Origin of the sequence: Mesorhizobium sp. M0870, assembly GCF_040319775.1 — a bacterium.
Classification (GTDB): Bacteria; Pseudomonadota; Alphaproteobacteria; order Rhizobiales; family Rhizobiaceae; genus Mesorhizobium.
Genome location: NZ_JAMYOI010000012.1, coordinates 104325 through 130025, shown reverse-complemented (window position 1 = coordinate 130025; position 25701 = coordinate 104325). Strand labels below are relative to the sequence as shown.

The following is a 25701-nucleotide window of genomic DNA, read 5'->3' as shown; positions in this document are numbered from 1 at the left end:
CTCCATCGCAGGAACGAAAATGGAAGAGAAGGGGAACTTTCGTGTGCAATTTTTGCACACGATCACCCGTAACTATTTGATTTTGATCACTTGTTCGTCCCATCCATCATCGGGGCTATGGCTATCCTAAACCTTTGATACTCTTGCATATTTAGTAACTTCAATAGGTTAAATCGTATCGTATGAACTCTATCACGTGCCATGATAGGCCAAGCCGCAAATTCGGCGGATGACTGGCTGGCGCGACGGCGTGCGGCGCGACTAGCTCAATCGCAGGGGTAGCTTATAGGTCGACCTGGCCGGAATTGCCAACGCGTCATCTGCTTTCGATGCCTGGGCGGAGGATGGAACCCTCCAGTTTCGTATGATGGTGTCTGCGCCAAAGATGTGGCTAGGAACTGGGAAGGCCAGCCCTCGACAGCATCTCAAGGAACCGGGAATGGTGATGATCCTTCACATAGCGCGGCACAAAGCCAGGGCAGACATTGCTCAGATTGAGATGCGGAAGTTGTGACAGGCAATGGTGGATGGCTCGGGACGCTTCTTCGTTGTTCCCGGTGGCCGACGCGGTCGCGGCCCAATAAAGGGCACCGCGAACGAAGCCCGGCTTTGTCCTGACCACTTTGCGGGCGGCTTCGAGCGCCCGCTGGTTGTCTCCGCCAGCGAAGAGCGCCACAACCAGGCCGTGGTGGCGCCAGAAGTCGATCACATCGTGCGTTCCGAGCCGGATTGCTTCGTTGGCCTCGCGCACCGCTTCGTCGACCTGCCCGCGCAACGCAAAGAGCATCGAAATATCGCCGTGGCCAGTCGGGTAGCTTGGGTTGAGGCTGATCGCGTGGCGGCATTCGGCGATCGCCTCGTCGATACGACCGCAACTTTCGAGAGCGAACGACAAGATACATCGGGCAATTTCATCGTCCGGTACCGCCCGCACCGCGGCTTCCGCGAGTTCGACCGCACGCTCGATCACCCCACGCTCCCGAGGCAGCGCGCCAAACGCCACGCCCATGGATATTACGATCGAGAGCGTCCGCTTTGCACGGGCGTTGTCGGGACCTATCGAGAAAGCCTTCTCGGCAAGCTCTACCCCCACCAAAAGCGAGTCCCGAGTCATCTCAAAATATTTCATGAGGGCTTCGTTGACCAGCCTGCGCACTTCAGGGGTACCCGGCGGGCTTTTGTCTCGAACCTTCCAGTTGGTCAGTTGAAGTTCGAGGATCACGGCAAGAACAACAGACTGTGCGATCCTGTCCTGGAATTCGAGCGCGTTTTCGGAGTGGCCGTCGAATTTCTGGGCCCAGACGTGGTGGCCGCCGGCGGCGTCGACGAGCTGGATATTCACCCTCAACCCATTGCCGGATCTCTGGACGCTGCCGCTGAGCATATATCGCGCCCGGAGTATCCCTGGCGTCTTGGCTTCTTCGCCCGGGCCGCTCTTCTCGGGCGGAAGCGCGGCGAGCACGACATAGTCGGCCACTTCGGAGAGGGCCGTCGTGATGTCCTGGACAAGTCCCTTGGCGAAAAAGTCGTCGCCTTGCTTTCCGGTCAGATTGACGAAGTCGGCAACGCTGATGGACGGGCGCCCAAGGCGCTGGCTGGCCGGAACACCACTTGTCGACTGCACATTTGAGGCGTCGTCGGCGGCAAGCAACAGAGATTGCCAAAGCGCCCGCGTTTCAGGGCCTGCTTCGACGCCGAACTCCTTCTTCAGCATGCTTCTGCAAGCTTCGTATGTCCTGATTGCCCTGTCGCGTTGGCCACATGCAAGGAGCAATTCCATCTTGAGCCGATAGGATTCTTCCCGTGTCGGTTCCATGGCCAAAATACGATCGGCTAGGATCAGCCCTGCATCGGGGTCGACGAGACGGGCCAGCTTTTCGAAGGACTCAAGCGCACGGCTAAGCAGCCTGTCGCGTTCCGATGTGATCCAGTCATCGAACGCATTGCTTCCCAGATAAAGCCCGTCGAGGAAGGGCCCGGTGTAGTTCGCCAAGGCCTTCGCGAGGTCCTGAGCGGAACGGGCCGAGAGACCCGTTTCGAACTTCTCCACGTCGATTTGAAAGGCCTCTGGCCTCAGGGCGATCAGCTCACCGCTGGAATGGATGAGATCCACCCCTTCTCGCGCCAGATCCTGGCGCAGGACACTGAGGGCTTGCCGAAGGCTGTTGCGCGAATGTTCGCCGTCACTGTCGCCCCATAGGAGGTCAGCCAGCCTCTCCCGCGTCGCCGCCATGCCCGGACACCGGGCCAGATAGGCGATGATTGCCGGCCCTCGTTTCCCGGTCAGCCGAAGCGGACCGGCCGTTTCATTTTCAATCCGGAAACCGCCGAAGAGTGAGATTCTATTTGCAGCGCCCCTGTCCTCACTTTGCATTTGCTATCCCAGCCTGACGAAATCCTAACTCAAAACTAACGCTTCGCAACAGTCGGCCTTCGCGCTCAAGCGCTGCCGTAACGGCAGGCTGTTTAGGCTTTGCTAAATTAAAGTGACCAAGTCAACGAAAGGCTTGGTTCGAGGGGGACGCGTGTCCAGGACAAGAGCCAATTTGCTGCTGCTATTCGCAGCCGCTTTGTGGGGCTTCGGCAATGTCTCGCAAAAGATGGTGCTTGTGCATCTCGACGCGCTGAGTGCGGTGGGTCTGCGCTGCCTGATCGGCGGGCTGCTTGTGCTGCCCTTTGTCTTGATGGAGAGGCGGCTTTCGCTCGGGCCGGACTATTTTTCCAGCTTGGCCAAGGTGGGCGCGCTGTTTGCCATCTCCATCACGCTCCAGCAGCTTTGCTATATCAGTGCCTCCGTCACCAATGCCAGCTTCCTGGTCAGCACGGCAACGGTAATGACACCGCTAGCCGCCTGGTTTCTCGCAGGCGAGCGTCCGACAGCGAGTCTCACGGTCGCCGCCGGGCTGACCGTTGTTGGCGCACTGCTGTTGTCGGATGGGATTGCCGGGTTCAGCAGTGGCGATCTCACCGCTGTCCTCTCGGCTGCCTGCTATGCGCTCTGGGCAGTCGAGCTGGGCCGGCACATGCAGGTGCATGCGCGGCCGTTCACCGCAGCCGCGACACAGTTCTTCGGCGCCGCAGCCTTCGCCCTGCCGCTCGGCGCAATGCAAGGCAATCTGTCGTTGGCCGCCGCATTCGCAGCCGGCCCGGAACTGGCGATCCTCGGCGTGTTCTCCACTGCGATTGCCTTCGGCATACAGACGGTTGCCCTCCGCTTTACGCCGGCCAGCCACGCCGCCGTGATCGTCAGCGCAGAAAGCGTTTTCGGGGCGCTGGGCGCGGCGATCTTTCTCGGCGAGCGGAGCTCGTCCGCGAGCGCATTGGGTGCCGCCATCATTCTGGGTGCGATCCTGTCCGTGGCACTGTCGAACCGAGCGCCGCAGGCACGCACGTCCTTGCGAACCGCTTCGGTTCAACCCTCCGACGGGGCCCCTGCCTTTGCAGCTGCCGCCGCAAATTGGGCAGGCGATCGTCACCCCAACAATTCAGGTCCAGTGGAGGAATGTGATGACCCTTGCCGGTGATGCGAAACCTATTCCGGCCCCGGCTGCCGCCCGACACGGGGCCAGTGGCGTCGATCAGCCAGGCGGCGGTGGCCTTGCCGATGGCGGCAGGACTTGTCGTGGGGGCGCAGTGATGGACGCGCGGACGATCCTTCTTCCTATCGCACATTTGGTTTCGGCGCTTCGCGCCCGCATGAAGGGACCGGGCGGCTATTACAACAGCGGTAACGCGCTCGGCCTCATTGTCGGTCTCGCGATCCAGATTGCTACCGCGCCGGTCGGCTTGCATGAGGGAAGCAGCGTCACCATGGCGGTGATCGAATATTTCGCCGGCAGCCATGGCACTGTTGCGCTGACCTTGACCACCCTGGTCTTCTTCTGGGGCGGCGAGGCCTATCACCGGGCCTGGGCAAGGCCGGATGCTCCCGATCCCACCCTCAACCGTCTGGGCGACTTCCTGTCGGGTCTGGGTGCGATCGGACTCGGTATTGCCCTGTTGCTGCTCGGCGATCCATTGCTTGCGGCGACCTCTGGCCTGCTCCATGCCCTGGGCAAATTCGGCAGCACCTTCCACAGGCCCGGCACGCCAATTCCGATGTGGCCGGCCGCTTGGCCCGATCCGTTCCGCAGTGCGGTGCTCGCCAGCCGGTTGCCGGCAATGCTGGCGACGACCGTCGCCCTCGGCCGAGCTCTGCCGGAGGTCTGGTCGGGCGGGTCCTTCGCGGCACTCGCCATGCCACTGACCTTGCTCGGCTGTTATCTTTTGTGGACCAAGGCCGATCTGCTGCTGTTCGGGGTGGGTGCCAAGGCGCCCCGCCAAATTTCCACATGTTGAGCTCGCTTTTTGAAACGACCGGATGTCGAGATGGAGAATGACATGTTTGGCAGTGTATATCATCAGGACGCCGGCCCCCTATCCTTTCGTGAACGGGTACGGACGAAAGGTTGGGGCATTCTGACGCCGGTCAGTTCAATCTCGAGAGTGACAGGAATAGTCGCAGCTTCGATGTTTTGGGCGATCTCTGCCCATGCCGCGAACGTTGACGTCGCTATCGTGTTCGCGGTCGATTTCTCGTCGTCAATCGATCCAAAGATCGCCGATATGCAACGCGAGGGACATGCCGCGGCACTCACCTCGCCAGAGATCATCGCCGCCATCAGCCGGAATTACGTTGGCTGCATCGGCATTGCCTACTTTGAATGGTCGAGCCCCGGACACGCGCGCATCGTGCTGCCGTGGACAAGCATCTGCGGACTGGAAGATGCCAAAGCGGCGGCTGCGGTGATCAGCAGGAAAGGCGATACCGGCTTCATCCGCAGAGGGCGAGGCGGAACATCCGTTTCCTCGGCTATCGACATCGGCAGTCTCCTGCTCGACCAGTTTCCGGGAAAGGCAGCCAAGAAAGTCATCGATATCTCCTCCAACGGCGAGAACAACGACGGGCTTCCCGTCCAACCGAGCAGGTCGAACGCCATAGCCAAGGGATATACGATCAATGCCATCGCCATCCCGACGGAGGATGAGAGTCCCGACGAACCTCTGGCATCCTATTTTGCAGAATCGGTCATTGGCGGTTCCCAGGCCTTCGTCATGACGCCGAAGGGGCCAGACGACTACACGATGGCGCTTCGCCGCAAGCTCGTGACTGAAGTAAGCATGATCGACGACCGTCCGCTGTGAAGTGTGCCATACAGGACGAACTTTCGACGCGCCATCCGAGCGCATTGCACAACGAGAGCCCGGCCCGCTGCAGCGCGGGACCTTGTGGGGACCGTCAGGACAACAGCCTATCGCCGCAACGCGTGTATGCTTGCCTTGCTTTCGCCGGGCACCGGCAACGCCATGTCGTCATCGAGAAGACGCGTGATGCGGGCAAAGCCGGTGAACGCTTTCCTTGCTTCCTCGGCCGACATCTGGCCCGACAAGGCGGCCGAGCAACAATTCAGCGCGCACTGATAAACCGGACCGCGCCGTCCCGTCGGCCATTTCCGCAAGAACATCATGGCTTCGGCAACACTATCGATTTCTTCCAAAGGGTGTCCCTGCCCGCGCGAAATCCGCACGGGCGAAAAGAAATGCAATTGATCCATCGTTTCCTCCCGGTCGACCGCAATGCGCTCGATCGAACCCCACCAAACGCGCCAATAGCCGGTTGGTTCCAGGCAAAAATGGAATTTTTTAGAAATCTGTCAGGCGAAGGCGATCACCCGTGCGGTGGTGAGTGTCGCCTACATCGTGGGGAAGTGGCAGGCGACTTTGCGACCGGGCCGGTATTCCCGTAACTGCGGCCGCTCCGAACGGCAGCGCTCCGCCGCGATCGGGCATCGGGGATGGAAACGGCAGCCGGTTGGAGGGTTCAGCGGGCTCGGTACGTCGCCGGTGAGGATGATGCGCTTGCGCGTCCCACCGGGCGTCGTCTCCACGACGGGAACCGCCGAGATCAGCGCCTGGCTATAGGGATGGGCTGGTGCTGCAAACACTTCTTCCGCCGGCCCTTCTTCGACGATCGAGCCGAGATACATGACCGCGATGCGGGTTGAAACCTGACGTACCACAGACAGGTCGTGGGCGATGAAGATGTAAGTGAGGTTGAGCTTCTCCTGCAGATCGGCGAGCAGGTTGACGATTTGCGCCTGCACCGACACGTCGAGCGCAGAGACGGGTTCGTCCAGGACCACAAGGTCCGGATTCAATGCAATAGCCCGCGCGATGCCGACGCGCTGGCGTTGTCCGCCGGAAAATTCGTGCGGAAACCGCATGACGTGATCCGGCAGCAAGCCGACAAGGTCGAACAGTTCCGCCACGCGTTTGGTGATCTCGCTCGACGAGAGCCTGCCATGGATGCGCAGCGGCTCGGCCACCAGGTCGCCGACGCGCCGGCGCGGATTGAGCGATGCCGACGGATCCTGGAAAACCATTTGCAGGCGCCGCCGCAGCGGCCTGAGTTCAGACAGCGACTTCGAGGTGATGTCGTTGCCTTCGAACAGAAGCTCGCCGTCCGATATGTCGTAGAGCCTCACCAGACAGCGCGCCAGCGTGGACTTGCCGCATCCGGATTCGCCGACCAGCCCAACCGTCTCGCCGCGCCACACGGTCAGGGAAACATTGTCGACCGCATGGACGGTTCGCTTGCCCTCGGCAGAAAAGCGGCTGCCGATGGAAAAGCGCCTGCCCAGCGAACGCGTCTCGAGGATTGGGCGGTTCTTGTCGATCATCGGTCCGCTCATGCCTGTGCCACCCTGAAGCATGCCGCGGCATGGGTGCCGCTCCCGAGATCGGGCTTGCCGGCCTCGCAGGGTTCGTAGTGAACTGGACACCGCGGACCGAACGCACAGCCCTGCGGCAGTCGCAGCAATGATGGCGGCGAACCGGGAATGGCCGGCAGGCGCCGTGGTTTTTCGCCGGTCAGCGGCGGGATCGAACCCAGCAGCGCGCGCGTATAGGGGTGTCGCGGATCGGAAAACAGCTCCGCGCGACTGCCGCGCTCCACCACGCGGCCGGCATACATGACCATGACCCGGTCGGCGAGTTCGGAGACCACGCCCATGTCATGCGTGATGAAGACGACCGCCGACTTGTGCGTCGCGCGCAGCTTGCGCACCAGATCGAGAATACCGGCCTGTACGGTGACGTCGAGCGCCGTGGTCGGTTCGTCAGCCACCAGCAGCGCCGGATTGCAGGACAAAGCCATTGCGATCACCGCCCGTTGACGCATGCCTCCGGACAGTTGGTGCGGGTAGCGCGACATCGCCTCGTGCGGGTTCGGAAAATTCACCTCGGCCAGCAGTTCCTCGACGCGCTCCATCGCCTTGGACTTGCTGATGTTGCGATGCGCGCGGATCTGTTCGGCGATCTGCCAGCCGATCGTGTAGACAGGCGTCAATGCGGTCATCGGATCCTGGAAGATCATCGCGATCTCGTTGCCGCGCAGCCGCCTGAGTTCGCGTGCGGGCAGTCCCACGAGTTCGCGGCCCTTGTAGCGGATCGACCCTTCGATGGTGGCGTTGGGATCGGTGATGAGACCCATGACGGCCAGCAGCGACACGGTCTTGCCGGAACCGGACTCACCGACGACACCGAGGATCTCGCTCTCCTCGAGGTCGAAGGAAACGCCATCGATGGCCCGCACCAGGCCATCATTTGTGCGGAAGGAAACTCTGAGGTCGCGCACCGACAGTATCATGATGTCCTCAGGCGCGGATCGAGAAGGATGTAGACGAAATCTACGACCGCATTGGCGATAACCACGAACATGGACGCATACATCACCGTCGCCATGATCATCGGCAGATCGAGATTCTGCAGAGCGTCATAAGTGAGCTTGCCGATGCCGTGCAGCCCGAACACCACCTCTGTCAGCAAGGCCGAGCCTCCCACCAGCGCGCCGAAATCCAGGCCGAACAGAGTGACGAAGGCGATGAGCGACGTGCGCAAGGCATGGCGCAGCAGGATGCGGGTTTCCGACAGCCCCTTGGCCCGGGCCGTGCGGATATAGTCTTCCTGCAGCGATTCGATGATTGCCGCGCGCAGCACGCGCCCGTAAATGCCGATATAGAGAATGGACAGTGTGATCCAGGGAATGACCAGGGTCAGAAACCAGCCCTTCGGATCGTCGGAGAAATTCTTGTAGCCGAGCGGTGGCACCCAGGAGAACGCCCAGCTGTCGTGGTAGCGGCTCTGGGTGATCAGGTTCATCACTTCGCCCAGCCAGTACACCGGCATCGAAATACCGAGCAGCCCCAGCGCCATCAGCAGCTTGTCCAGCCAGCTGCCGCGCGTGGCGGCGGCGGCGATGCCGATGATGATGGAGACGACCACCCACAGGATCGCCGCTCCGAACACCAGCGAGAGTGTGACCGGGATGGAATCCATGACCGCCGGCACCACCTTCCAGCCACGATTGGCGAAGGAGGTCAGGTCGCCGGTGACGAAGATCTTCTCCATCATCGTCACATATTGCACGTAGAGCGGCCGGTCGAAGCCGAAGCTGTGGCGTACCGCCTCCAGCACTTCGGGCGATGCATTGCGGCCGGCGATGCGCGCCGCCGGGTCGGCGCCCGGCGTTGCGAAGAAAATCAGGAAGACGATGACCGAGATGCCGAACATCACGAACAGCATCTGGCCGAAACGGCGCAGGATGGCGTAGATCATCAGTCGCGCCCCAGCCGAACCTTGGAGCGCGGATCGAGCGCGTCGCGCAGGCCGTCGCCGAAGACATTGAGCGCCATGACGGAAACCGCGATCGCCAGCCCCGGCACCAGCGCCACCAATGGCCTGGTGTAAAGCAGCGCCTGTCCGTCCTGGATGATGGTGCCCCAGCTCGCGGCCGGCGGCTGCACGCCGATCGAAAGGAAGGAAAGCGCCGATTCCGTAAGCATGTTCAGCGCCATCATCAGCGGCACGAAGACGATGAGCGTGGTGGTAACGTTGGGCAGGATGTCGCGCCACAGGATGCGCCATCCCGGCACGCCCAGATTGATCGCGGCCAGCACGAACTCGCTTTTACGCAGTGCCAGAACCTGCCCGCGGATTGGGCGGGCCACATAGGGCACGTAGACGATGCCGATGATGATGACAGGCAGCCACAGACTGCCGGACTCGATCTGGATCGGTCCGATCGTGATGCCATGCGCGATGGTGACGATGGAGAGCGAAATCGCCAGCAGATAGATCGGGAACGCCCACAGTATGTCGAGGAACCGCGATAGCACCGTGTCGGTGACGCCGCCGAAATAGCCGGCGATCAATCCCGCCGCCGTGCCCAGGATCAGGGTGAAGATGGTGGCTGCTCCGGAGATCAGCAACGAGCTCAGCCCGCCATAGAGCATCCTGGCCATGACATCGCGCCCCTGGCTGTCGGCGCCGAGGAAATAATTGCCCAGCCGCCAGGTCGGGCCGAGCGGTGTGTAGCCAAGCCCGAGCCCTTCCGTCGATTGTTCCATCACTGGAACGTCGGCACCGTCGATCTGGATGACGGCGTCGAGCGTCGAGGCGAAGGGGTCCACGCCTGCCCATTTTGCATAAAGAGGCGCACTGAGGCAGGCAAGCACGATGAGGAGGAACACGGCCAGCGACGCCATGGCAGCCCTGTCCCTTGCCAGCTTCGCAAACGCGACGGCCCAGGGCCCTCGCGTCTTGCGCGGCGCGGCGACAGCTACGTTCGACACGGACGTGCCCCTCCGCGGTTCGTTACTGCACCCAGGCCATTACTGTACCCAGGATTGGGTGATCATCCAGTTGAACTGCCGGTTGAACTTGAAATTGCCGAGACGTTTGCTGACAAAGTCAAGCCGCTTCGGCGTGAAGAGGCCAACGGCGGGTGCCTTGTCGGTGACTTGCCTGTCGATTTCAGCCCACATTTTGTCGGCGGCTTTCTGGTCGGTGACGCCGAGGTCCAATGCTTTTTGCATCTTGGCGTCGATTTCCTTGTCGCAGAAGCCGGCGATGTTGATCGAGGCGTCCGAGCCTTCACGGAAGGAGGCGCAGCTGAACAGGATGTTCAGGAAATCCGAGGCCGCAGGATAGTCCTTGTACCACTGGGTGACGGACATCTGCACCTTGTTGTTGGTGTTCTGGATGTAGGTAAACTGGATGTTCGACGAGATCGGCTTGACGTCGGCGACATAGCCGATGCTGGTCAGCACGCTCTGCAGATAGACGCCGATGGACCGCGAAATGGCGGTGTCCTCGACGATGATCGTCACCTTCTGGCCCTTGGTGCCGGAGTCCTCGACGAGCTGCTTTGCCTTGTCGAGGTCTCCGGCCGACCATTTGGCGCCCGGATTCTTGGTGAAGGGGCAATAGTCTTCATGGCCGGGGAAGTCCGGCGGCAGGACCTGGCAGACCGGCGAGGCCAACACCTTGCCACCGAACAGCTTGACCAGCGTGTTGCGGTCGATCGCATAGGCAACGGCCTGGCGCGCTTTTTCATTGTCGAAGGGCGCGAGACGGTTGTTCAGCGGCGCGTACCACCACGCCGAAAGCGGCGAGATGTGCAACTGGTCCATGGATTTGCTGCCGAGTTCGCCGAGGCGGTCGCTCGGCAGAGCGTCGAACATCCAGTCCGCTTCGCCGTTCTGGATCGCGGTGACGGCTGCCTCTTCGGACAGGCCGAAATCATATTGGACGACATCCGGATAGCCGTCCGGCTGGGCTTCTTCGCTCCACTGCTTGAAATTGGGGTTGCGGGAAACCGTCATGCCCTTATTGGGGTCGAAGGCGGAGATCATGTACGCGCCGGTGCTGGGAATGGGCTTGGAACCCATGTCTTCGGCGGGCGTGTCCGCCGGCAGGACCACGGCATGCGGCAAGGCAAGCTTGTAGAGCAGCTCGGCATCCGGCTTGGTGATGTTGATGGTGATGGTGCCGGCCGCTTCGTCGCCGACAACGCCGCCTTCCAGCGTGCAGCTCTTGGTGTCGGCCAGGCATTTGTCCGCGCCGACGATGCCAGCATAGAACGTGCCGGAGGTGGGTCCGGAAACCTTGAAGATGCGCTGGAAGGAAGCGACGACGTCCTTCACGCCAAGATCCTGGCCGCTGGAGAACTTGATGCCCTTGCGCAGCTTGAAGGTGAAGGTCTTACCGTCATTGCTGACCTGCGGCAGGGCCTCGGCCAGATCGGGAACGATGGTGAAGCCGTCCATGCCCTCGGCCTTGCGGAAGGCCACCAGGCCGTCATAGATCGGCTGGTACATCTGCCAGCCCTGGTCCGTGTAATTGATGTGCGGATCGAGCGTTCCGGCCGCGGAGCGGGCCAGCAGGCGGATGGTGCCGCCTCGGTGCTCCTTGAGATATTCGGCCTGTGCCGGGGCCAGCCATGTACCGGCCAGCAATGCCGCGGCTGTTGCCGCCAGAAGCAGTTTCTTCATGTCTTCATTCCCCTTTTTTTCAGTTATCGTTGTGGTCCAGGAAGTCTCCCACCACCCGCATGCACGCATCTTGCTCTTCGACATGCGGCATGTGGCTGGAATGCTCGAATATCTCCCAGCGAGACCCCTTGATGCCGTCCTTGTAGGGCTGCACGGTCGCGGGCGTGGCCTCGTCGTGACGTCCGGAGATGATCAGTGTGGGAACATCGATGGCCGGCAGGCGCTCGACGATGCTCCAGTTCTTCAGCGTTCCGATGACATGGAACTCGTTCGGCCCATTCATCAGATTATAGACGGTCGGATTGCGCACGACCTGGGCGAAACTTTCCGTGACTTCGGGCGGGAAAGGCACGACCCGGCAGACATGCCGCTCGTAGAACACCATCGTCGCCGCCTGGTACGCCGCATCGTCCGTCGTGCCGGCCTGCTCGTGCCGGGTCAGAGTCTCCTGCACATCGGCGGGCAGATCCGCACGCAACCGGTTGGCCTCTTCGACCCACAGTTTCATGGACGCCGGTGAGTTGGCAATGGTCAGCGATTTCAGACCCTTCGGCCGCGTCACGGCATATTCGGCGCCCAGCATGCCGCCCCAGCTCTGGCCGAGCACGTGGAAGCCCGCCCGAATGCCGAGATGGTCGACCAGGTTTTCAAGCTCGTCGATGAACAGCCCAGGTGTCCAGAAATCGGCGCCCTTCTCAGGCAGTAAGGTGGAATTGCCGCAGCCCAACTGGTCATAATGAATGATGGCGCGATCCCTGCGCGCAAGAAGCTTGTAGGCATCGACATAATTGTGGGCGACGCCCGGGCCGCCATGCAGGATCACCACCGGCGCCTTTTCGCCACCGAGTTCGCCACTGACCCGATACCAGGTCTCGTGGGCCCCGAAAGCGGCCCGTCCTTCCATGCCGATGATCTCAGATGACATCCCAGTTCCCAGTGCGGTTGAAGGCATCTTGTATTTGTCCGTGACTGCGGGCGCCTAACTCATGTTTCGGCTGACCTGCACCCACTCTTCCAGCATCTGCACGCCAAATGCCGTGGCGCCTTGCCTGCCCAGAGGCCGATCGGTGTCGGTCAGTTCCTTGCTGGCGATGTCGAGATGCACCCAGGGGCGGTCTTCAGTGAAGTGACGCAGGAAGGCCGCCGCATAGGGAGCGTCGCCGTCTTCCATGTCCTTGGCATGATGCCGCAGGTCCGCGAACGGCGATTGCAGACCCTCATCATAGGCCCGGTCGAGCGGCAGCCGCCAGAACCGTTCGCCGACCGCTTCTCCGGCCGCGATCATCTGTGACGCGATGGCATCGTCGGTGCTGAACAGGCCGGCGAATATCGACCCCAGGCCACGCGTCACCGAATAGGTCAGCGTCGCCAGATCGACGATCACCGAAGGGTTGAAGCGCGTGGCTGCATAGTGGAGGCAGTCGGCCAGAAGCAGGCGTCCTTCCGCATCCGTGTCGAACACTTCCACGGTCTGTCCGGACGCCGTCGTGATGATGTCGCGCGGTTTGAGCGCGGTGCCGGATGGCATGTTCTCGGCGATGCCGAGAACACCGACAACATGTACCGGGCTGCCTTGCCGGGCGAGCGCGATCAGCAGGCCGACCACAGCGGCCGCTCCGCCCATGTCGGCTTTCATGTCGAACATTTGCGCTCCGCCCTTGATGCAGAGGCCTCCCGAATCGAAGCAGACGCCCTTGCCGACGAAAGCGAGTGGTTGAGCGGGCGCACCCTTGCCCCGGTAACGCAGGACAGCGACCCGGGGCGGGCGCGCCGAGCCCGATCCAACAGCAAGAAGCGCGTTCATGCCGAGCTCCTTCAGTTGCGCGGCATCGAGCATTTCGATGTCGATGCCGGCTTCACGCAGCGGCTCCAGATGATCGTGGAAATTGTCGGGATGGAGATGGTTCGGCGGCAGGTTGACCAGGGTGCGTGCATATTCCACGCCGTCGGCGATGGCATTGATCCGCGCCAGCGCCGCGGTCAGATCCGGGCCGCCGGCCCCGACCAATTTCACCCGCAAGGTTCGATCCGCTCCTGCTCCTTGCCGCCGGTTGCGCATGTCGAAACGATAGCGGCGTAGCCGCATGCCGAGCGCGACACGCGCCAGGATTTCGGCTCCGGGCAGGTCAACGCCGGCGATGGGGTCCAGGACCAGCGTGGCCGCGCATTCTCCCTTGCCCTCCAGATGCGCGGCAAGCAGACCGCCGGCGCGTGCCAACGACAGGGCGGTTACCGTTTCAGCTTTGCCCAAGGCCAGGACGACCACGCGCTTGGTCGATACGGCCTGAGGAGCAATAAGATCGATGCAGGTGCCGGATTCGGCCAAGGCGGCCGGGTCGGAGCAGGCGCGAGAGAGAATCCCGCTCATCTCGGCATCCATGGCGACTGCCCGCGGGCCAAAGCCCGTGTGGGCAGTTTGCAAAATCACGACGACAGAGGCTTCGGCGGAAATCTCGTCCGCGGTCTCGAAAACCGGCGCTGGCGATTGAGGCATAGGCTGGCGCTCTCTCCAATTGCGGCAACACCAGCCGGTAGCGAGCAACGCTTCGCTCGCCCCGGTGGAGACTGGTCAAGCCGGTCTCCGCCGTTCGTGGTATAATGCCGGTCCCCAAACAGTCGCTTTCTTGAGACGACTTAATTGCTCTTGTCTTCTGGGTATCCCCTAACGGGGCAGGCGATCAAACGCGAATTCTGCCCATGTCGATTGACAAAAACTCAACTGACAATTCATGATCGGCCAATGGCCCTTCCCTCACTCAATGGCATGCGCGCTTTCGAGGCCGCCGCTCGCCTCGGCAGCGTAAAGGACGCGGCGGAAGAACTGCATCTGACACCCTCGGCTGTCAGCCGCCACATCCGCGCGCTTGAACGAAATCTTGGCCAGGACCTGTTCGAACGCGGTTTTCGCCAGATAACGCCAACCATCAGGGGCTCCTACTATGCGCGCAGCCTCTCGGAGGCGTTCGAAGCCATCTGGCGCGCCACCGATGACGTCAGCCTGTCCGAGGGGTCGCGCCACGGCAAGATCCAACGGGTCCGGGTCTTGTGCGTGCCCACCGTTCTGAACCTTTGGCTGGCGGACCGGTTGCCGAACTTTCGCCGATTGCATCCGTCGGTGGATCTGGAGATCTCCACTTCAGGCAAGCGCGCCAACTTCGATTTGGCCATTATCGACGAGTTCGTCTACAAGGCCGGCCCGGCTTTGACGCTGCTGATCCCGCTGCTTTTGACCCCCGTCTGTGCGCCTTCGCTTTTGGAGGGGCCTGTGCCGCTGCGATCGCCGGCCGATCTGGTCAATCATCATCTGATCCATGAATGCGAAACCATGAGATGGAAGCGTTGGCTGGAGCAGGAAGGCGTTCTGGAAACGACGCCAAAATCCAGCACGACACTGGATGATTGCACCCTGATCATGCGCGAAGCGATCAATGGCGCCGGAATAGCGCTTGCGGACACGATCATGGCGCAAGATTTTCTACAGCAAGGCAAACTGGTCGCGCCGTTCCATGTCCGTCACACCTATCCGGCCGGCATTTACCTGCATCAGCGTCGCAGCATCGGCAACAAACCAGGCACCGGCCTGTTTCAGGATTGGCTGCTCGCCGAAGTCGCGGACCACAAGCAGGTGATGGCCATCGCTTAGATGGCCCCCTACCGAAGGTGTCGGCAGCCACCGCTTCAGATTGAAATCCTGGTGTCGAACTTCGAATCATCCGTGCCGGGTTCAGCGATGACCCACCATCGCCTTGCATCGATAATCGCAGTTCTCATTGAATATCTTTAAGGCCAAAGCCGGCAAATAGGTTGCTTGTCGGTTCCCCTGCGGCAGGCTTAACCTGCACGCGGCCAACGCGTGAGGGCGCGTGCTGCAAAAGGGGAACATTGCCATGACGATACAGGGTGCTTCACCTGATCTGTACAACGAGGATCTGGCTCCGGCCAAAGTGCGAAACTGGGGACCATTCTCGATCTTCAACGTCTGGACATCGGACGTCCACAGCCTTTGGGGCTACTATCTTGCCGCCAGTCTGTTCCTGTTTTGCGGCGGCTTCGTCAATTTCATCATCGCCATAGGCATCGGATCGCTGATCATCTATGTGCTGATGAACATGGTCGGCTATGCCGGCGTGAAGACGGGCGTGCCCTACCCCGTGCTTGCCCGCGCCTCTTTCGGCATCTGGGGCGCCAACATACCGGCACTGGTGCGCGCCATCGTCGCCTGCTTCTGGTACGGCGCGCAGACGGCCGCCGCCTCGGGCGCGATCGTGGCGCTGCTGATCCGCACGCAGTGGTTCGCCGATTTCAACGCCAGCACGCATTTCCTCGGCCATACCGGCCTGGAGGTGATCTGCTTCGTGGTCATCTGGGGGCTGCAACTGCTGATCATCCAGAACGGCATGGAAACGGTGCGCCGCTTCCAGGACTGGGCCGGCCCCGCAGTGTGGGTGATGATGCTGATCCTGGCGATCTATCTCTGCGTCAAATCCGGGAGATTTGCCTTCACCAGCGACATCCCGATGGACGTGTTGCTGGACAAGACGAAGGACGCGGGCGTGCCCGGCACGCCCGGCTCGTGGACTTCGCTGTTTGCGGTGGCAGCAATCTGGGTCACCTATTTCTCGGCGCTCTATCTCAACTTCTGCGATTTCGCCCGTTACGCGCCGGACAAGGCATCGCTGCGCAAGGGCAACATCTGGGGCCTGCCGATCAACCTCATCCTGTTCTCGCTGGTCGCCGGCGTCACCACCATTGCCGCCTTTGACGTCTATGGCGAGGTGCTGCTGCATCCCGACCAGATCTCGGCGAAATTCGACAGCTGGTTCCTGGCGGCGCTCGCAGCCCTGACCTTTGCGGTTGCGACCCTGGGCATCAACGTGGTCGCCAATTTCGTCTCGCCGGCCTTCGACTTCTCCAACGTCTTCCCCAGGCAGATCGACTTCAAGAAGGGCGGCTATATCGCGGCCGTCATTGCCCTGCTGCTCTATCCCTTCGCGCCATGGGAAGGCAGTGCCGCTTCCTTCGTCAACATCATCGGCGCGACGATGGGGCCGATCTTCGGGGTGATGATGGTCGACTACTACCTGATCCGGAAGGGTGAGATCGACGTTGAGGCGCTTTACCGCGAAGACGGCGAGTTCCGTTTCCAGGGCGGCTGGCACGTCAATGCATTCATCGCCGCCGGCATCGGCGCCATCTTCTCGTCGATCCTGCCCAACTTCACCAACTGGCTGCCGTCCTGGTGGGGCGTCTATGGCTGGTTCTTCGGCGTGGCGATCGCCGGCATCATCTACTACGTGCTACGCACCGCCGCTTTAGGCGCCGGCGCCAGGACCGCGAAAGCCTGACGGGCGTCATTCGGGGCGGCGCAAAGCCGCCCCGAACTACCCGAGCATCTCGGCCAATCTGCGCACTGTGTTCCAGTTGCGCGACGTGCCCGTGCCCATGCGCTTGTGATTCATTGCCGCGAGCAGCCGCGAGCTTGTCCTCTCGCGTGAAAATACGACCCAGATGTCGCCGCCGACCGAAGTCACTTTTTCATCCTCGCCGGCATAGGCTTGGAGCCCCTTCACGGCCTCCACGGGCGCAGGCTTGCGCATCACCCGTACGGCCACCTGATCGCCTGCTTTAGCCGAATCGGCCGGGAACGGATTGCCGGCGGCAAGCTTCAGCCAGTCCTGGGCACCGCGCACGAGGATATCGACATGGCGGCCGAAGGTTTTTTCAAAGGCTGCCTCCAACCACCGTTCGAGGTCGGCGATATCAGTTGCCGGTGCCTCGAAGACCAGATTGCCCGTCGACACCAGCGTGCGCGGGTTGTTCAGCCCGAGCTCTTCGGCCATAGCCTTGAGGTCGGCCATGACGACCCGGCGGCCCTCGCCCAGGATGATGCTGTAAAGCAGCGCGACATAGGTCTGCATTGCCGCCCGACCTGATCGCTACACCAACCGGCTCTGCTCCACCGCCGCCTCGATGAAACTGGCGAACAGCGGATGCGGGTCGAGCGGCCGGCTTTTCAGTTCCGGATGATATTGCACGCCGATGAACCAGGGGTGGTCTGGATACTCGACCGTCTCCGGCAGCACGCCGTCGGGCGACATGCCGGCAAACACCAGGCCGCAATCTTCGAGCCGCTCCTTGTAGTCGACATTGACCTCGTAGCGGTGGCGATGGCGCTCGAAAATCTGTGTGTCGCCGTAAATCTCGGCGATCTTGGAGCCCTTGGCGAGTTCGGCTTGATAGGCGCCGAGCCGCATCGTGCCGCCGAGATCGCCGGTTTCGCGGCGCTTCTCCAGCATGTTGCCTTTCAGCCATTCGGTCATCAGGCCGACGACCGGTTCCTCGGTCGGACCAAACTCGGTCGAAGACGCATGCTCGACGCCGGCCAGCGACCGCGCGGCCTCGATGCAAGCCATCTGCATGCCGAAGCAGATGCCGAAATACGGCACCTTGCGCTCGCGCGCGAACTTCGCCGCCAGGATCTTGCCTTCGGCACCGCGCTCGCCAAAGCCGCCGGGAACCAGGATGCCATGCACCTTTTCCAGCCATGGCGTCGGATCCTCCTTTTCGAAGATCTCCGATTCGATCCAGTCGAGCTTGACCTTGACGTGGTTGGCCAGGCCGCCATGCGAGAGCGCCTCGATCAGCGATTTGTAGGCATCCTTGAGGCCGGTATATTTGCCGACCACGGCGATGGTGACCTCGCCTTCCGGATTGTGGATGCGGTTGGACACCGCCTGCCAGGGCTCCATGCGCGGCTTCGGCGCCGGATCGATGCCGAAGGCGGCCAGCACTTCCGAATCGAGCCCTTCCTTGTGGTATGCCATCGGCACGTCGTAGATATGCGGCACGTCGAGCGCCTGGATCACAGCGCTCTCGCGGACGTTGCAGAACAGCGACAATTTTCTGCGTTCTTCCTTGGGGATGGCGCGGTCGGCGCGGACCAGCAGGATGTCGGGCGCGATGCCGATGCCGCGCAGCTCCTTGACCGAATGCTGAGTCGGCTTGGTCTTCAGCTCGCCCGCTGTCGGGATGTAGGGCATCAGCGTCAGATGCACGTAAACGGCGTTGTTGCGCGGCAGGTCGTTGCCGAGCTGGCGTATCGCTTCCAGGAACGGCATCGCCTCGATGTCGCCGACCGTGCCGCCGATCTCGCAAAGCACGAAATCATAGTCGTCATTGCCGTTGAGGACGAAATTCTTGATCTCGTCGGTGACGTGCGGAATGACCTGCACGGTTGCGCCGAGATAATCGCCGCGCCGCTCACGCTCGATGATGTTCTTGTAGATGCGGCCGGTGGTGATGTTGTCCTGCTGATTGGCGGAGCGGCCGGTGAAGCGCTCGTAATGGCCAAGATCGAGATCGGTTTCCGCGCCATCATCAGTGACGAAAACCTCGCCATGCTGGTACGGCGACATCGTGCCCGGATCGACATTGAGGTAGGGGTCGAGTTTTTTGATGCGTGCGCGATAGCCTCGCGCCTGCAGGAGAGCCCCAAGGGCCGCTGCGGCTATGCCTTTTCCAAGTGAGGAAACCACGCCGCCTGTGATGAATACATATCGCGCCATGGGAGTCATCGCTTAACGCGGCCGGATTGATTCCGCCAGAGAAAAAACCACCGCGAAGGTTTTTTCCCAAGAAGGCGCTCGGATCGTGAACAGGGCAAAACAAAAGGGCCGGCTGAGCCGGCCCTTTCGGCAGGATGACGAAAACGTCAGATGATAACGACCTTGGTGCCAACCCTGACGCGGCTGTAGAGGTCCATGACGTGCTCGTTGATCATGCGGAAGCAGCCATTCGAGGCGCTGGTTCCGATCGACTGCGGCGCGATGGTGCCGTGGATGCGCAGATGCGTGTCCTTCTTGCCGTCATAGAGGTAGATGGCGCGGGCGCCGAGCGGGTTCTGGCCACCGCCGGGCATGCCGTCCTTGTACTGGCCGTAATGCTTCGGCTCACGCTTCTGCATGTCCAGCGTCGGGATCCAGCGCGGCCATTCCTGCTTGTCGCCGACCGCAACCGTACCCTTGTACTGCAGACCCTCGCGGCCGACCGCAATGGCGTAGCGGCGGGCGGTGGAGGACGATTCGACGAGGTAGAGGCGCCGCGCGCTGGTGTCGATGACGATGGTGCCCGCATCGTAACCGCTGAATTCCACGTCCTGCGGCACGAATTCCGGCTTCACCTTGAACTGCTTCTTGGCTTCCCTCTTGGCGAGCACCTGGTCGAGAGCCCGTGTCTCAGGGAGATAGCTTATCGAAGACCCGGACGAGGTCCCGCCGAAGAGACCGGCGAACAGACCACCGTTGCTCGGCTGCTTCTGGCCGATGACCTCGCTGCGCAGCTCGCCATTGTTGCCGGTCAAGGCGACGTTCATCGCCTCTGCCGGAAGCGGCTCTGCCGATTGGATCGGCGCGATCGGTTCGATAGGCTCGATGATCTTGGCAACCTGCTTCTTGGCCGGCTTGGCATCGGCCACCTCGGTTGCCGGCGCGCTCTTGCCCTTCTTGGCAAGGAACGCCTGCCGTTCAGCGTCGGCCTTGGCCTTGGCCGCCTCGCGCATCGCCAGTTTCCTGGCTTCGAGCGCCTTGGCTTTGGCGGCCTCCTTGTCGGCAACGATCTTGGCCTCGATCTTCTTGATCTGGGCGAGGTCGTCGGGCGTCGGGTTTTTCTTCTTCTTGAGAAGCTTCAATTGCGACGCGTCACTTTTGACGGCGACGTTGATGGCGGAGGTTGTTTCAACCGAAGGCTGTGCGGCCATATTGGCTGGAACGCCAGCGAAAGCGGGGGAACTGATGCCGATTGCGGCACAAAGTCCCAGGAAAATGAAGCTGCGAAGCTGCATGGCGAAGATCCGATCGTTCTATGCTTGTTGCCCACGGCGTCGCCCAGCGCCCCCCAAGGGCGCCGGAAGTGCCGCGCGCAATCTATAGTCGAATAAGCGCGGGGGCCTCAAGCGTGAGGTCGTACCTCACCCAGTCGAATCTTTGTGATCTCGCTGCATTTGCCGCGACTGTGTTCAAACGAGCACAGATCGCGGCTTCAGCCGCCGAAGACTACTGGTTTGGAACCTGCGGGGCCGCCGGCGCGGCGGGAGCGGCGCCATTGGTTGCCGGCGGCGTCGACCCGGCGGCAGGCGCCGTGGCCGGCGCGGTCGCCGGAGCCGCGGCATCGTTGCCTGACGGCGGCGTCGGCGTGGTGGTGCCTGCGGGCGCCGGGGTGGTCGTGCCGGGCAATTGGTTGAGCACGCCTTTGCCTGCACCGTCCGATGTCGCCGGCACGCGGTCGAGGATATCGATCGGCTTCTCGCCGTAGCGGGCGACGATCGACAGGGTCAAGGACGTGGCGAAGAAGGCGGCCGCCAGGATCGCCGTCGCACGCGTCAGCGCATTGGCAGCGCCACGCGCGGTCATGAAGCCGGAGCCGCCACCGATGCCGAGGCCGCCGCCTTCGGAGCGCTGCAGCAGCACCACGCCGACAAGGGCGAGCACAACCATGAGATGGATGACGATCAGTACGGTTTCCATAGTTTATCCTGGCAAGGCCTTGCCCGGCCGCGGACACGACCGGTGAATTGGAGGCGGCTCAATACAATGCTTTGACGGCATTTCCAAGCCCGTGGCCGGAATATGGGAAGCAACCCGTCCTTTGCAACGATTTCGTGCACCGGAAGCCCTGTCCGGCGCAGCGAATGTCTTCAGGCAATATTGCGATAGGCCTCGGCGATGCCGAGAAAATCCGCCGCTTTCAGGCTGGCGCCGCCGACCAGCGCGCCGTCGACATTCCTGACGCCGAGCAATTCGACCGCGTTGGAGGGCTTGACCGAGCCGCCGTAGAGAATGCGCATCTTCGCCGCGACGCCGCCGAGCTTTTCCGACAGCTTTTCGCGGATATGTGCATGTGCTGCCGCCACATCGCCGGCTGTCGGCGTCAGGCCGGTGCCGATCGCCCATACCGGCTCATAGGCAATGATGGTGTTGGACGGGGTGGCGCTTGGCGGGACCGAACCATCGACCTGCCGTGACAGCACATCCAGCGTCGCGCCCGCTTCACGCTGTTCATGCGTTTCGCCGACGCAAATGATGGCAACAAGCCCGGCACGCCATGCGGCGGATGCCTTGGCCTGGACAGTGGCGTCATCCTCGCCGCGTTGCTCGCGGCATTCGGAATGGCCGACGATGACATGGCTCGCACCGGCATCCCTGAGCATTTCCGCCGAGATGCAGCCGGTGTAGGCGCCGCTCTCCTTGGTATGGCAATCCTCACCGCCGGCATGCACCGGCGTGCGTGACAGGATCTCCGCGGCGTGGGCAAGCAGGGTCGCGGGAACGCAAACCAACGCTTCGGTCTCCGCGTCAAGTCCGCTCATGAAGCCGTTGCCGATCATCCGGAGCTCGTTGAGCGAGGCACTGGTGCCGTTCATTTTCCAGTTGCCGGCGACGAGCGGGCGAATTCCTGGCGTCATGGGTTTGCTTCTCCGGATGATATCGGGGCTCTGGCCCTCACTACCAAAATCAGGCCACAAAGCAATCGACAGTGGGCCGGAAGGGCGCTATTGCGCTTGTTTCAGACTCGGCGCATGCGAAAATGCGCATAAATCGGAAGTAAAAATGCTTGGTATATTGAGAAGCGCGGCAGGCACCTGGGTCGCGAAGGGGCTGTTGGTGCTGCTGGTGCTCAGCTTTTTGGTCTGGGGCGTTTCCGGACGGCTGATGGGTGGTTTGGCCGGCCATGATTCGGTCATTACCGCCGGCGGCACCAAAGTGTCGATCAACGAATACCGTCTCGCCTATGATCGCCAGCTCGCTGTCATGTCGCAGCAGTTCGGCCAGCGTCTCAGCCACGAACAGGCAAAGGCACTCGGTGTCGACAACCAGGTGCTGGCGCAACTCGTCTCGGGCGCCGTTCTCGACGAACAGGCCCGCAAGCTGGGCCTCGGACTTTCCAAGGACCGGTTGGCCGAGTTGACGCGCGAAGACCCGGCATTCAAGGGCCCGGGCGGCCAGTTCGACCGCAGAACATTCGAATACATGCTGCAGCAGATTGGCATGCGGCCCGAGGACTATCTGAAGAACCGTGCCCAGGTGGCGGTGCGCCAGCAGATCGTCGAGGCTGTCTCGGATGGCCTCAAGGCTCCGGACACTTTCTTCAAGGCGGTTGCGCTCTATCGCGGCGAGGACCGCACCATCGACTATTTGACGCTGCCCAAGGCACTGGTCGAACCGATCGCGGCACCGTCCGATAGCGTGCTCTTGGCCTATTTCGAAGCCAACAAGAAGACATATGCGGCACCCGAATACCGCAAATTCTCCTATGTCCGCCTTGAACCCGTCGACATCATGGACACGACCGCCGTCACCGACAGCCAGGTCAGCGACGACTACAACAAGAACAAGGCGCGTTACACCACGCCGGAACTGCGCACCGTCGAGCAGCTTGTATTCAAGACGCCGGATGCGGCCAAGGCCGCACTCGATTCGCTCAAGGCCGGCGCCACCTTCGACAAGCTGGTCACGGCGGAAGGCAAGACCCCGGCCGACACGCTGCTCGGCACGCTTGCCAAGGACAAGATTGCCGACAAGGCGGTCGCCGGCGCGGCCTTTTCGCTCAATGCCAATGAGGTCAGCCAGGTCGTGCAAGGTGCCTTCGGCCCGGTGCTGCTGCGCGTCACCGAGATCAAGTCCGAGGTGGTGAAGCCGCTGACCGAAGTGTCCGACCAGATCCGCAAGGACCTGGCGTTGGGCGAGGCAAGCCGCATTCTTCTGGACGTGCGCGACAGTTACGATGACACCCGCGCCGCCGGCAGTTCGCTGGCAGAGGCCGCGGCCAAGCTGAAGCTGAAGATCGTCACCATCGACGCCATCGATCGCAGTGGGCTGCGGCCAGATGCAAGCATCGTCAAGGACCTGCCGCAATCGCCGGAGCTGATCAAAGCGGTCTTCGACGCCGAACCCAACACGGAAAACGATGCCTTGACCACAGCCGACAACGGCTTCGTCTTCTATGAGGTGGCGTCCATCACGCCGGCTCGCGACCGCACGCTGGATGAGGTTCGTCAGAAAGCCGTCACCGACTGGACCGCGGCGGAAACAAGCAAGCGGCTCGCCGCCAAGGCTGACGAGCTGGAAAAGCGGCTCAAGGCCGGCGCAACGCTCGATGTCATCGCCAGCGAACTGAAGCTGGAAAAGCAGACCAAGCGCGGTGTCAAGCGCGAGGCCGACGATGTCGATTTCGGCAAGGAAGGCGCCGCAGCAATGTTCGGCGTTGGCGAAGGCGGTACCGGCCTGATCCCCTCGCCCACCGGCGACGGGCAGATCCTGTACAAGGTCGCCGAAGTGTTCGAGCCCGCCGGAGCCGATGCCAGCTCGGTGCCGGATGACGCACAGAAATCCTTCACCTCCGGCATGTCGGATGATCTGCTCGACCAATTGGTGGCACAGTTGCAGACACAGTACGACGTTCGCATCGACCAGGCCGCCGTCGCCCAAGCCTCGACAAGATGAGCGCGCTGAAAACCCATATCGCCAAGATCGCGACCGGTAGCGCGCTTTCCTTTGAGGAAGCGCGCGAGGCCTTCGACATCATCATGTCGGGTGACGCGACCCCCGGCCAGATCGGCGGTTTCCTGATGGCGCTGCGCGTGCGCGGCGAGACGGTGAGCGAGATTTCCGGCGCCGTCGCAACCATGCGGGCCAAGATGCTGCACGTCGACGCGCCCACCGATGCCGTCGACATCGTCGGTACCGGCGGCGACAATTCTCACAGCGTCAACATTTCGACGGCATCGGCCTTCGTCGTTGCCGGCAGCGGCGTGCCGGTTGCCAAACACGGCAATCGCGGCCTGTCGTCGCTGACAGGGGCAGCCGATGTGCTGGTGGCGCTCGGGGTCAAGATCGACATCTCGCCCGATTTCATTAGCCGTTGCATCCACGAGGCAGGCGTTGGCTTCATGTTCGCGCCCGCGCATCATCCTGCGATGAAGCATGTCGGCCCGACCCGCGTCGAACTCGGCACCCGCACCATATTCAACCTGCTCGGGCCGCTCTCCAATCCGGCCGGCGTCAAGCGGCAGCTGGTCGGTGTGTTCCTGCCGGAATGGATCCTGCCGGTTGCCGAGACACTGAAGGCGCTGGGTGCCGAGCATGTCTGGGTCGCCCATGGCGACGGCTATGACGAGATCACCACCACCGGCGAGACGCAGGTCGCCGAACTGATCGGCGGCGAAATCCGCAGCTTCACGCTGACCCCTGAAGCGGTTGGGCTGGCGCGCCATAGCAAGGATGAGTTGCGCGGCGGCGATGCGGACTACAACGCCAAGGCCTTGCGCGATATGCTGGGCGGCGGCGCCGGCGCCTATCGCGACACCGTGCTGATGAACGCCGGTGCCGGACTGGTTGTGGCCGGCAAGGCGACGACGCTTGGCGACGGCATCGCGGCGGCGGCGCAAGCCATCGATAGCGGCCGTGCCCTGCAAGTGCTCGACAGGCTGGTCGAGATTTCGAACGGATAACGGATAGAGCGTGTCTGACATTCTTCGCAAGATCGAGGCCTACAAGCGCGACGAGATCGCGGCGGCAAAGGCACGCGTGCCGTTGGCCGAAATCAAGGTCCGGGCAAAAGATGCCGACGCACCGCGCGGTTTTCTTGCCGCACTGGAAGCGAAGCGCAAATCCGGCGCCTTCGCGCTGATCGCCGAGATCAAGAAAGCGAGCCCCTCCAAGGGTCTGATCCGTGCCGATTTCGATCCACCGGCTCTGGCGCAGGCCTATGCCAAGGGTGGTGCTGCCTGTCTTTCGGTGCTGACCGATGCACCGTCCTTCCAAGGTGCGCCTGAATTTCTCACCCGGGCGCGAGCCGCCGTCGCGCTGCCGGCGCTGCGCAAGGATTTCCTGTTCGATCCGTATCAGGTCTACGAAGCCCGCGCCTGGGGCGCGGATGCCATCCTGATCATCATGGCCAGCGTCGACGACGCCCTGGCCAGCGAGCTCGAGGCGACGGCGTTCGAACTCGGCATGGATGCACTGGTCGAAGTGCATGACGAGGCCGAGACGCAACGCGCGCTAAAATTGTCGTCGCGGCTGATCGGCATCAACAACCGCAATCTGCGCACATTCGAGACCAGCCTCGACACTTCAGTGCGGCTGGCGACGATGGTTCCGGCCGACCGCTTGCTGGTCAGCGAGAGCGGTATTTTCTCGCATGACGACTGCCTCAGGCTGCAAAAGAGCGACATCGGCACCTTCTTGGTCGGCGAGAGCCTGATGCGGCAACAGGACGTCACCGCGGCGACGCGCCTGCTTCTGACAGGCAAGGCTTTGGCCGAGGCCATCTGACG

At 62.1% G+C, this 25701-nt stretch carries 22 protein-coding genes; 8 read left to right on the top strand and 14 right to left on the bottom strand.

What is annotated here, in order from left to right; translation table 11 throughout:
* Positions 1–391: 391 nt before the first annotated feature.
* A complete protein-coding gene (locus tag NKH97_RS16735; protein WP_352612257.1) occupies positions 392–2374 on the bottom strand; it encodes a BTAD domain-containing putative transcriptional regulator in 1983 nt (660 codons plus the stop codon).
* A 151-nt stretch (positions 2375–2525) separates the two neighbouring features.
* On the opposite strand from NKH97_RS16735, the gene NKH97_RS16730 reads away from it, so the two are divergent.
* From NKH97_RS16730 to NKH97_RS16720, 3 genes are read left to right on the top strand one after another with little or no spacing between them, the layout of a single operon-like run.
* Entirely contained in the window at positions 2526–3524 is a 999-nt protein-coding gene (locus NKH97_RS16730) for a DMT family transporter (protein WP_023813935.1), read from the top strand.
* Positions 3508–4338 carry a hypothetical protein gene (locus NKH97_RS16725; protein WP_245273307.1) on the top strand — a complete coding sequence of 277 codons (831 nt, stop codon included), beginning with the start codon at positions 3508–3510 and terminating at the stop codon, positions 4336–4338. The genes NKH97_RS16730 and NKH97_RS16725 overlap by 17 nt, the downstream gene beginning before the upstream one ends.
* A gap of 42 nt (positions 4339–4380) precedes the next feature.
* Complete coding sequence (locus tag NKH97_RS16720; protein ID WP_023813932.1) at positions 4381–5184, top strand: DUF1194 domain-containing protein; 804 nt, start codon at positions 4381–4383, stop codon at positions 5182–5184.
* Between the two features lie 107 nt (positions 5185–5291).
* On the opposite strand, the gene NKH97_RS16715 is transcribed toward NKH97_RS16720, so the two are convergent.
* From NKH97_RS16715 to NKH97_RS16680, 8 genes are all read right to left on the bottom strand, one after another.
* A complete protein-coding gene (locus NKH97_RS16715) occupies positions 5292–5594 on the bottom strand; it encodes a DUF982 domain-containing protein (protein ID WP_023813931.1) in 303 nt (100 codons plus the stop codon).
* Between the two features lie 138 nt (positions 5595–5732).
* Positions 5733–6719 carry an ABC transporter ATP-binding protein gene (locus NKH97_RS16710; protein WP_023813930.1) on the bottom strand — a complete coding sequence of 329 codons (987 nt, stop codon included), beginning with the start codon at positions 6717–6719 and terminating at the stop codon, positions 5733–5735.
* Positions 6720–6727: 8 nt separating this feature from the next.
* Positions 6728–7687, bottom strand: coding sequence for an ABC transporter ATP-binding protein (locus tag NKH97_RS16705; protein WP_013531724.1), 960 nt, complete (start codon positions 7685–7687; stop codon positions 6728–6730).
* Positions 7684–8655: an ABC transporter permease gene (locus NKH97_RS16700; RefSeq protein WP_352797992.1), complete on the bottom strand. Its 972-nt coding sequence runs from the start codon at positions 8653–8655 to the stop codon at positions 7684–7686. The genes NKH97_RS16705 and NKH97_RS16700 overlap by 4 nt, the downstream gene beginning before the upstream one ends.
* Positions 8655–9671: an ABC transporter permease gene (locus NKH97_RS16695; protein ID WP_063167981.1), complete on the bottom strand. Its 1017-nt coding sequence runs from the start codon at positions 9669–9671 to the stop codon at positions 8655–8657. The genes NKH97_RS16700 and NKH97_RS16695 overlap by 1 nt, the downstream gene beginning before the upstream one ends.
* Before the next feature lie 39 nt (positions 9672–9710).
* Positions 9711–11372 carry an ABC transporter substrate-binding protein gene (locus NKH97_RS16690; RefSeq protein ID WP_352612259.1) on the bottom strand — a complete coding sequence of 554 codons (1662 nt, stop codon included), beginning with the start codon at positions 11370–11372 and terminating at the stop codon, positions 9711–9713.
* 19 nt (positions 11373–11391) lie between these two features.
* On the bottom strand, positions 11392–12297 hold the full coding sequence (locus tag NKH97_RS16685) for a proline iminopeptidase-family hydrolase (RefSeq protein WP_352612261.1): 906 nt from the start codon (positions 12295–12297) through the stop codon (positions 11392–11394).
* Positions 12298–12351: 54 nt separating this feature from the next.
* Positions 12352–13866, bottom strand: a complete 1515-nt coding sequence (locus tag NKH97_RS16680; RefSeq protein ID WP_352797987.1) for a leucyl aminopeptidase — start codon at positions 13864–13866, stop codon at positions 12352–12354.
* A 246-nt stretch (positions 13867–14112) separates the two neighbouring features.
* Between NKH97_RS16680 and NKH97_RS16675 the strand changes: the two genes are divergently transcribed.
* A complete protein-coding gene (locus NKH97_RS16675) occupies positions 14113–15015 on the top strand; it encodes a LysR family transcriptional regulator (RefSeq protein ID WP_352774271.1) in 903 nt (300 codons plus the stop codon).
* A gap of 244 nt (positions 15016–15259) precedes the next feature.
* Positions 15260–16717 carry an NCS1 family nucleobase:cation symporter-1 gene (locus NKH97_RS16670; protein WP_352442409.1) on the top strand — a complete coding sequence of 486 codons (1458 nt, stop codon included), beginning with the start codon at positions 15260–15262 and terminating at the stop codon, positions 16715–16717.
* A gap of 36 nt (positions 16718–16753) precedes the next feature.
* Here NKH97_RS16670 and NKH97_RS16665 read toward each other — a convergent pair whose 3' ends face one another.
* The 5 genes from NKH97_RS16665 to tpiA form a co-directional block, all read right to left on the bottom strand.
* Positions 16754–17290, bottom strand: coding sequence for a DUF1697 domain-containing protein (locus NKH97_RS16665; RefSeq protein ID WP_352442408.1), 537 nt, complete (start codon positions 17288–17290; stop codon positions 16754–16756).
* A gap of 18 nt (positions 17291–17308) precedes the next feature.
* Positions 17309–18946 carry a CTP synthase gene (gene pyrG, locus NKH97_RS16660; protein WP_352442407.1) on the bottom strand — a complete coding sequence of 546 codons (1638 nt, stop codon included), beginning with the start codon at positions 18944–18946 and terminating at the stop codon, positions 17309–17311.
* A 137-nt stretch (positions 18947–19083) separates the two neighbouring features.
* Complete coding sequence (locus NKH97_RS16655) at positions 19084–20211, bottom strand: L,D-transpeptidase (protein WP_352442406.1); 1128 nt, start codon at positions 20209–20211, stop codon at positions 19084–19086.
* Between the two features lie 211 nt (positions 20212–20422).
* Positions 20423–20893, bottom strand: a complete 471-nt coding sequence (gene secG, locus NKH97_RS16650) for a preprotein translocase subunit SecG (RefSeq protein WP_128303636.1) — start codon at positions 20891–20893, stop codon at positions 20423–20425.
* A 170-nt stretch (positions 20894–21063) separates the two neighbouring features.
* Positions 21064–21831 (bottom strand): triose-phosphate isomerase, encoded by a 768-nt coding sequence (gene tpiA, locus NKH97_RS16645; RefSeq protein ID WP_023812909.1) that lies wholly within the window; start codon positions 21829–21831, stop codon positions 21064–21066.
* 145 nt (positions 21832–21976) lie between these two features.
* Here tpiA and NKH97_RS16640 point away from each other — a divergent pair, with 145 nt between their 5' ends.
* The 3 genes from NKH97_RS16640 to trpC are packed head-to-tail and all read left to right on the top strand — an operon-like array spanning position 21977 to position 25699.
* Entirely contained in the window at positions 21977–23869 is a 1893-nt protein-coding gene (locus tag NKH97_RS16640; RefSeq protein WP_352442405.1) for a SurA N-terminal domain-containing protein, read from the top strand.
* Positions 23866–24876 carry an anthranilate phosphoribosyltransferase gene (gene trpD / locus NKH97_RS16635; protein WP_023812911.1) on the top strand — a complete coding sequence of 337 codons (1011 nt, stop codon included), beginning with the start codon at positions 23866–23868 and terminating at the stop codon, positions 24874–24876. The genes NKH97_RS16640 and trpD overlap by 4 nt, the downstream gene beginning before the upstream one ends.
* 10 nt (positions 24877–24886) lie before the next feature.
* The gene (gene trpC / locus NKH97_RS16630; protein WP_352442404.1) at positions 24887–25699 is read left to right on the top strand and encodes an indole-3-glycerol phosphate synthase TrpC; all 813 of its coding nucleotides are present in this window, start codon (positions 24887–24889) and stop codon (positions 25697–25699) included.
* Positions 25700–25701 lie beyond the last annotated feature (2 nt).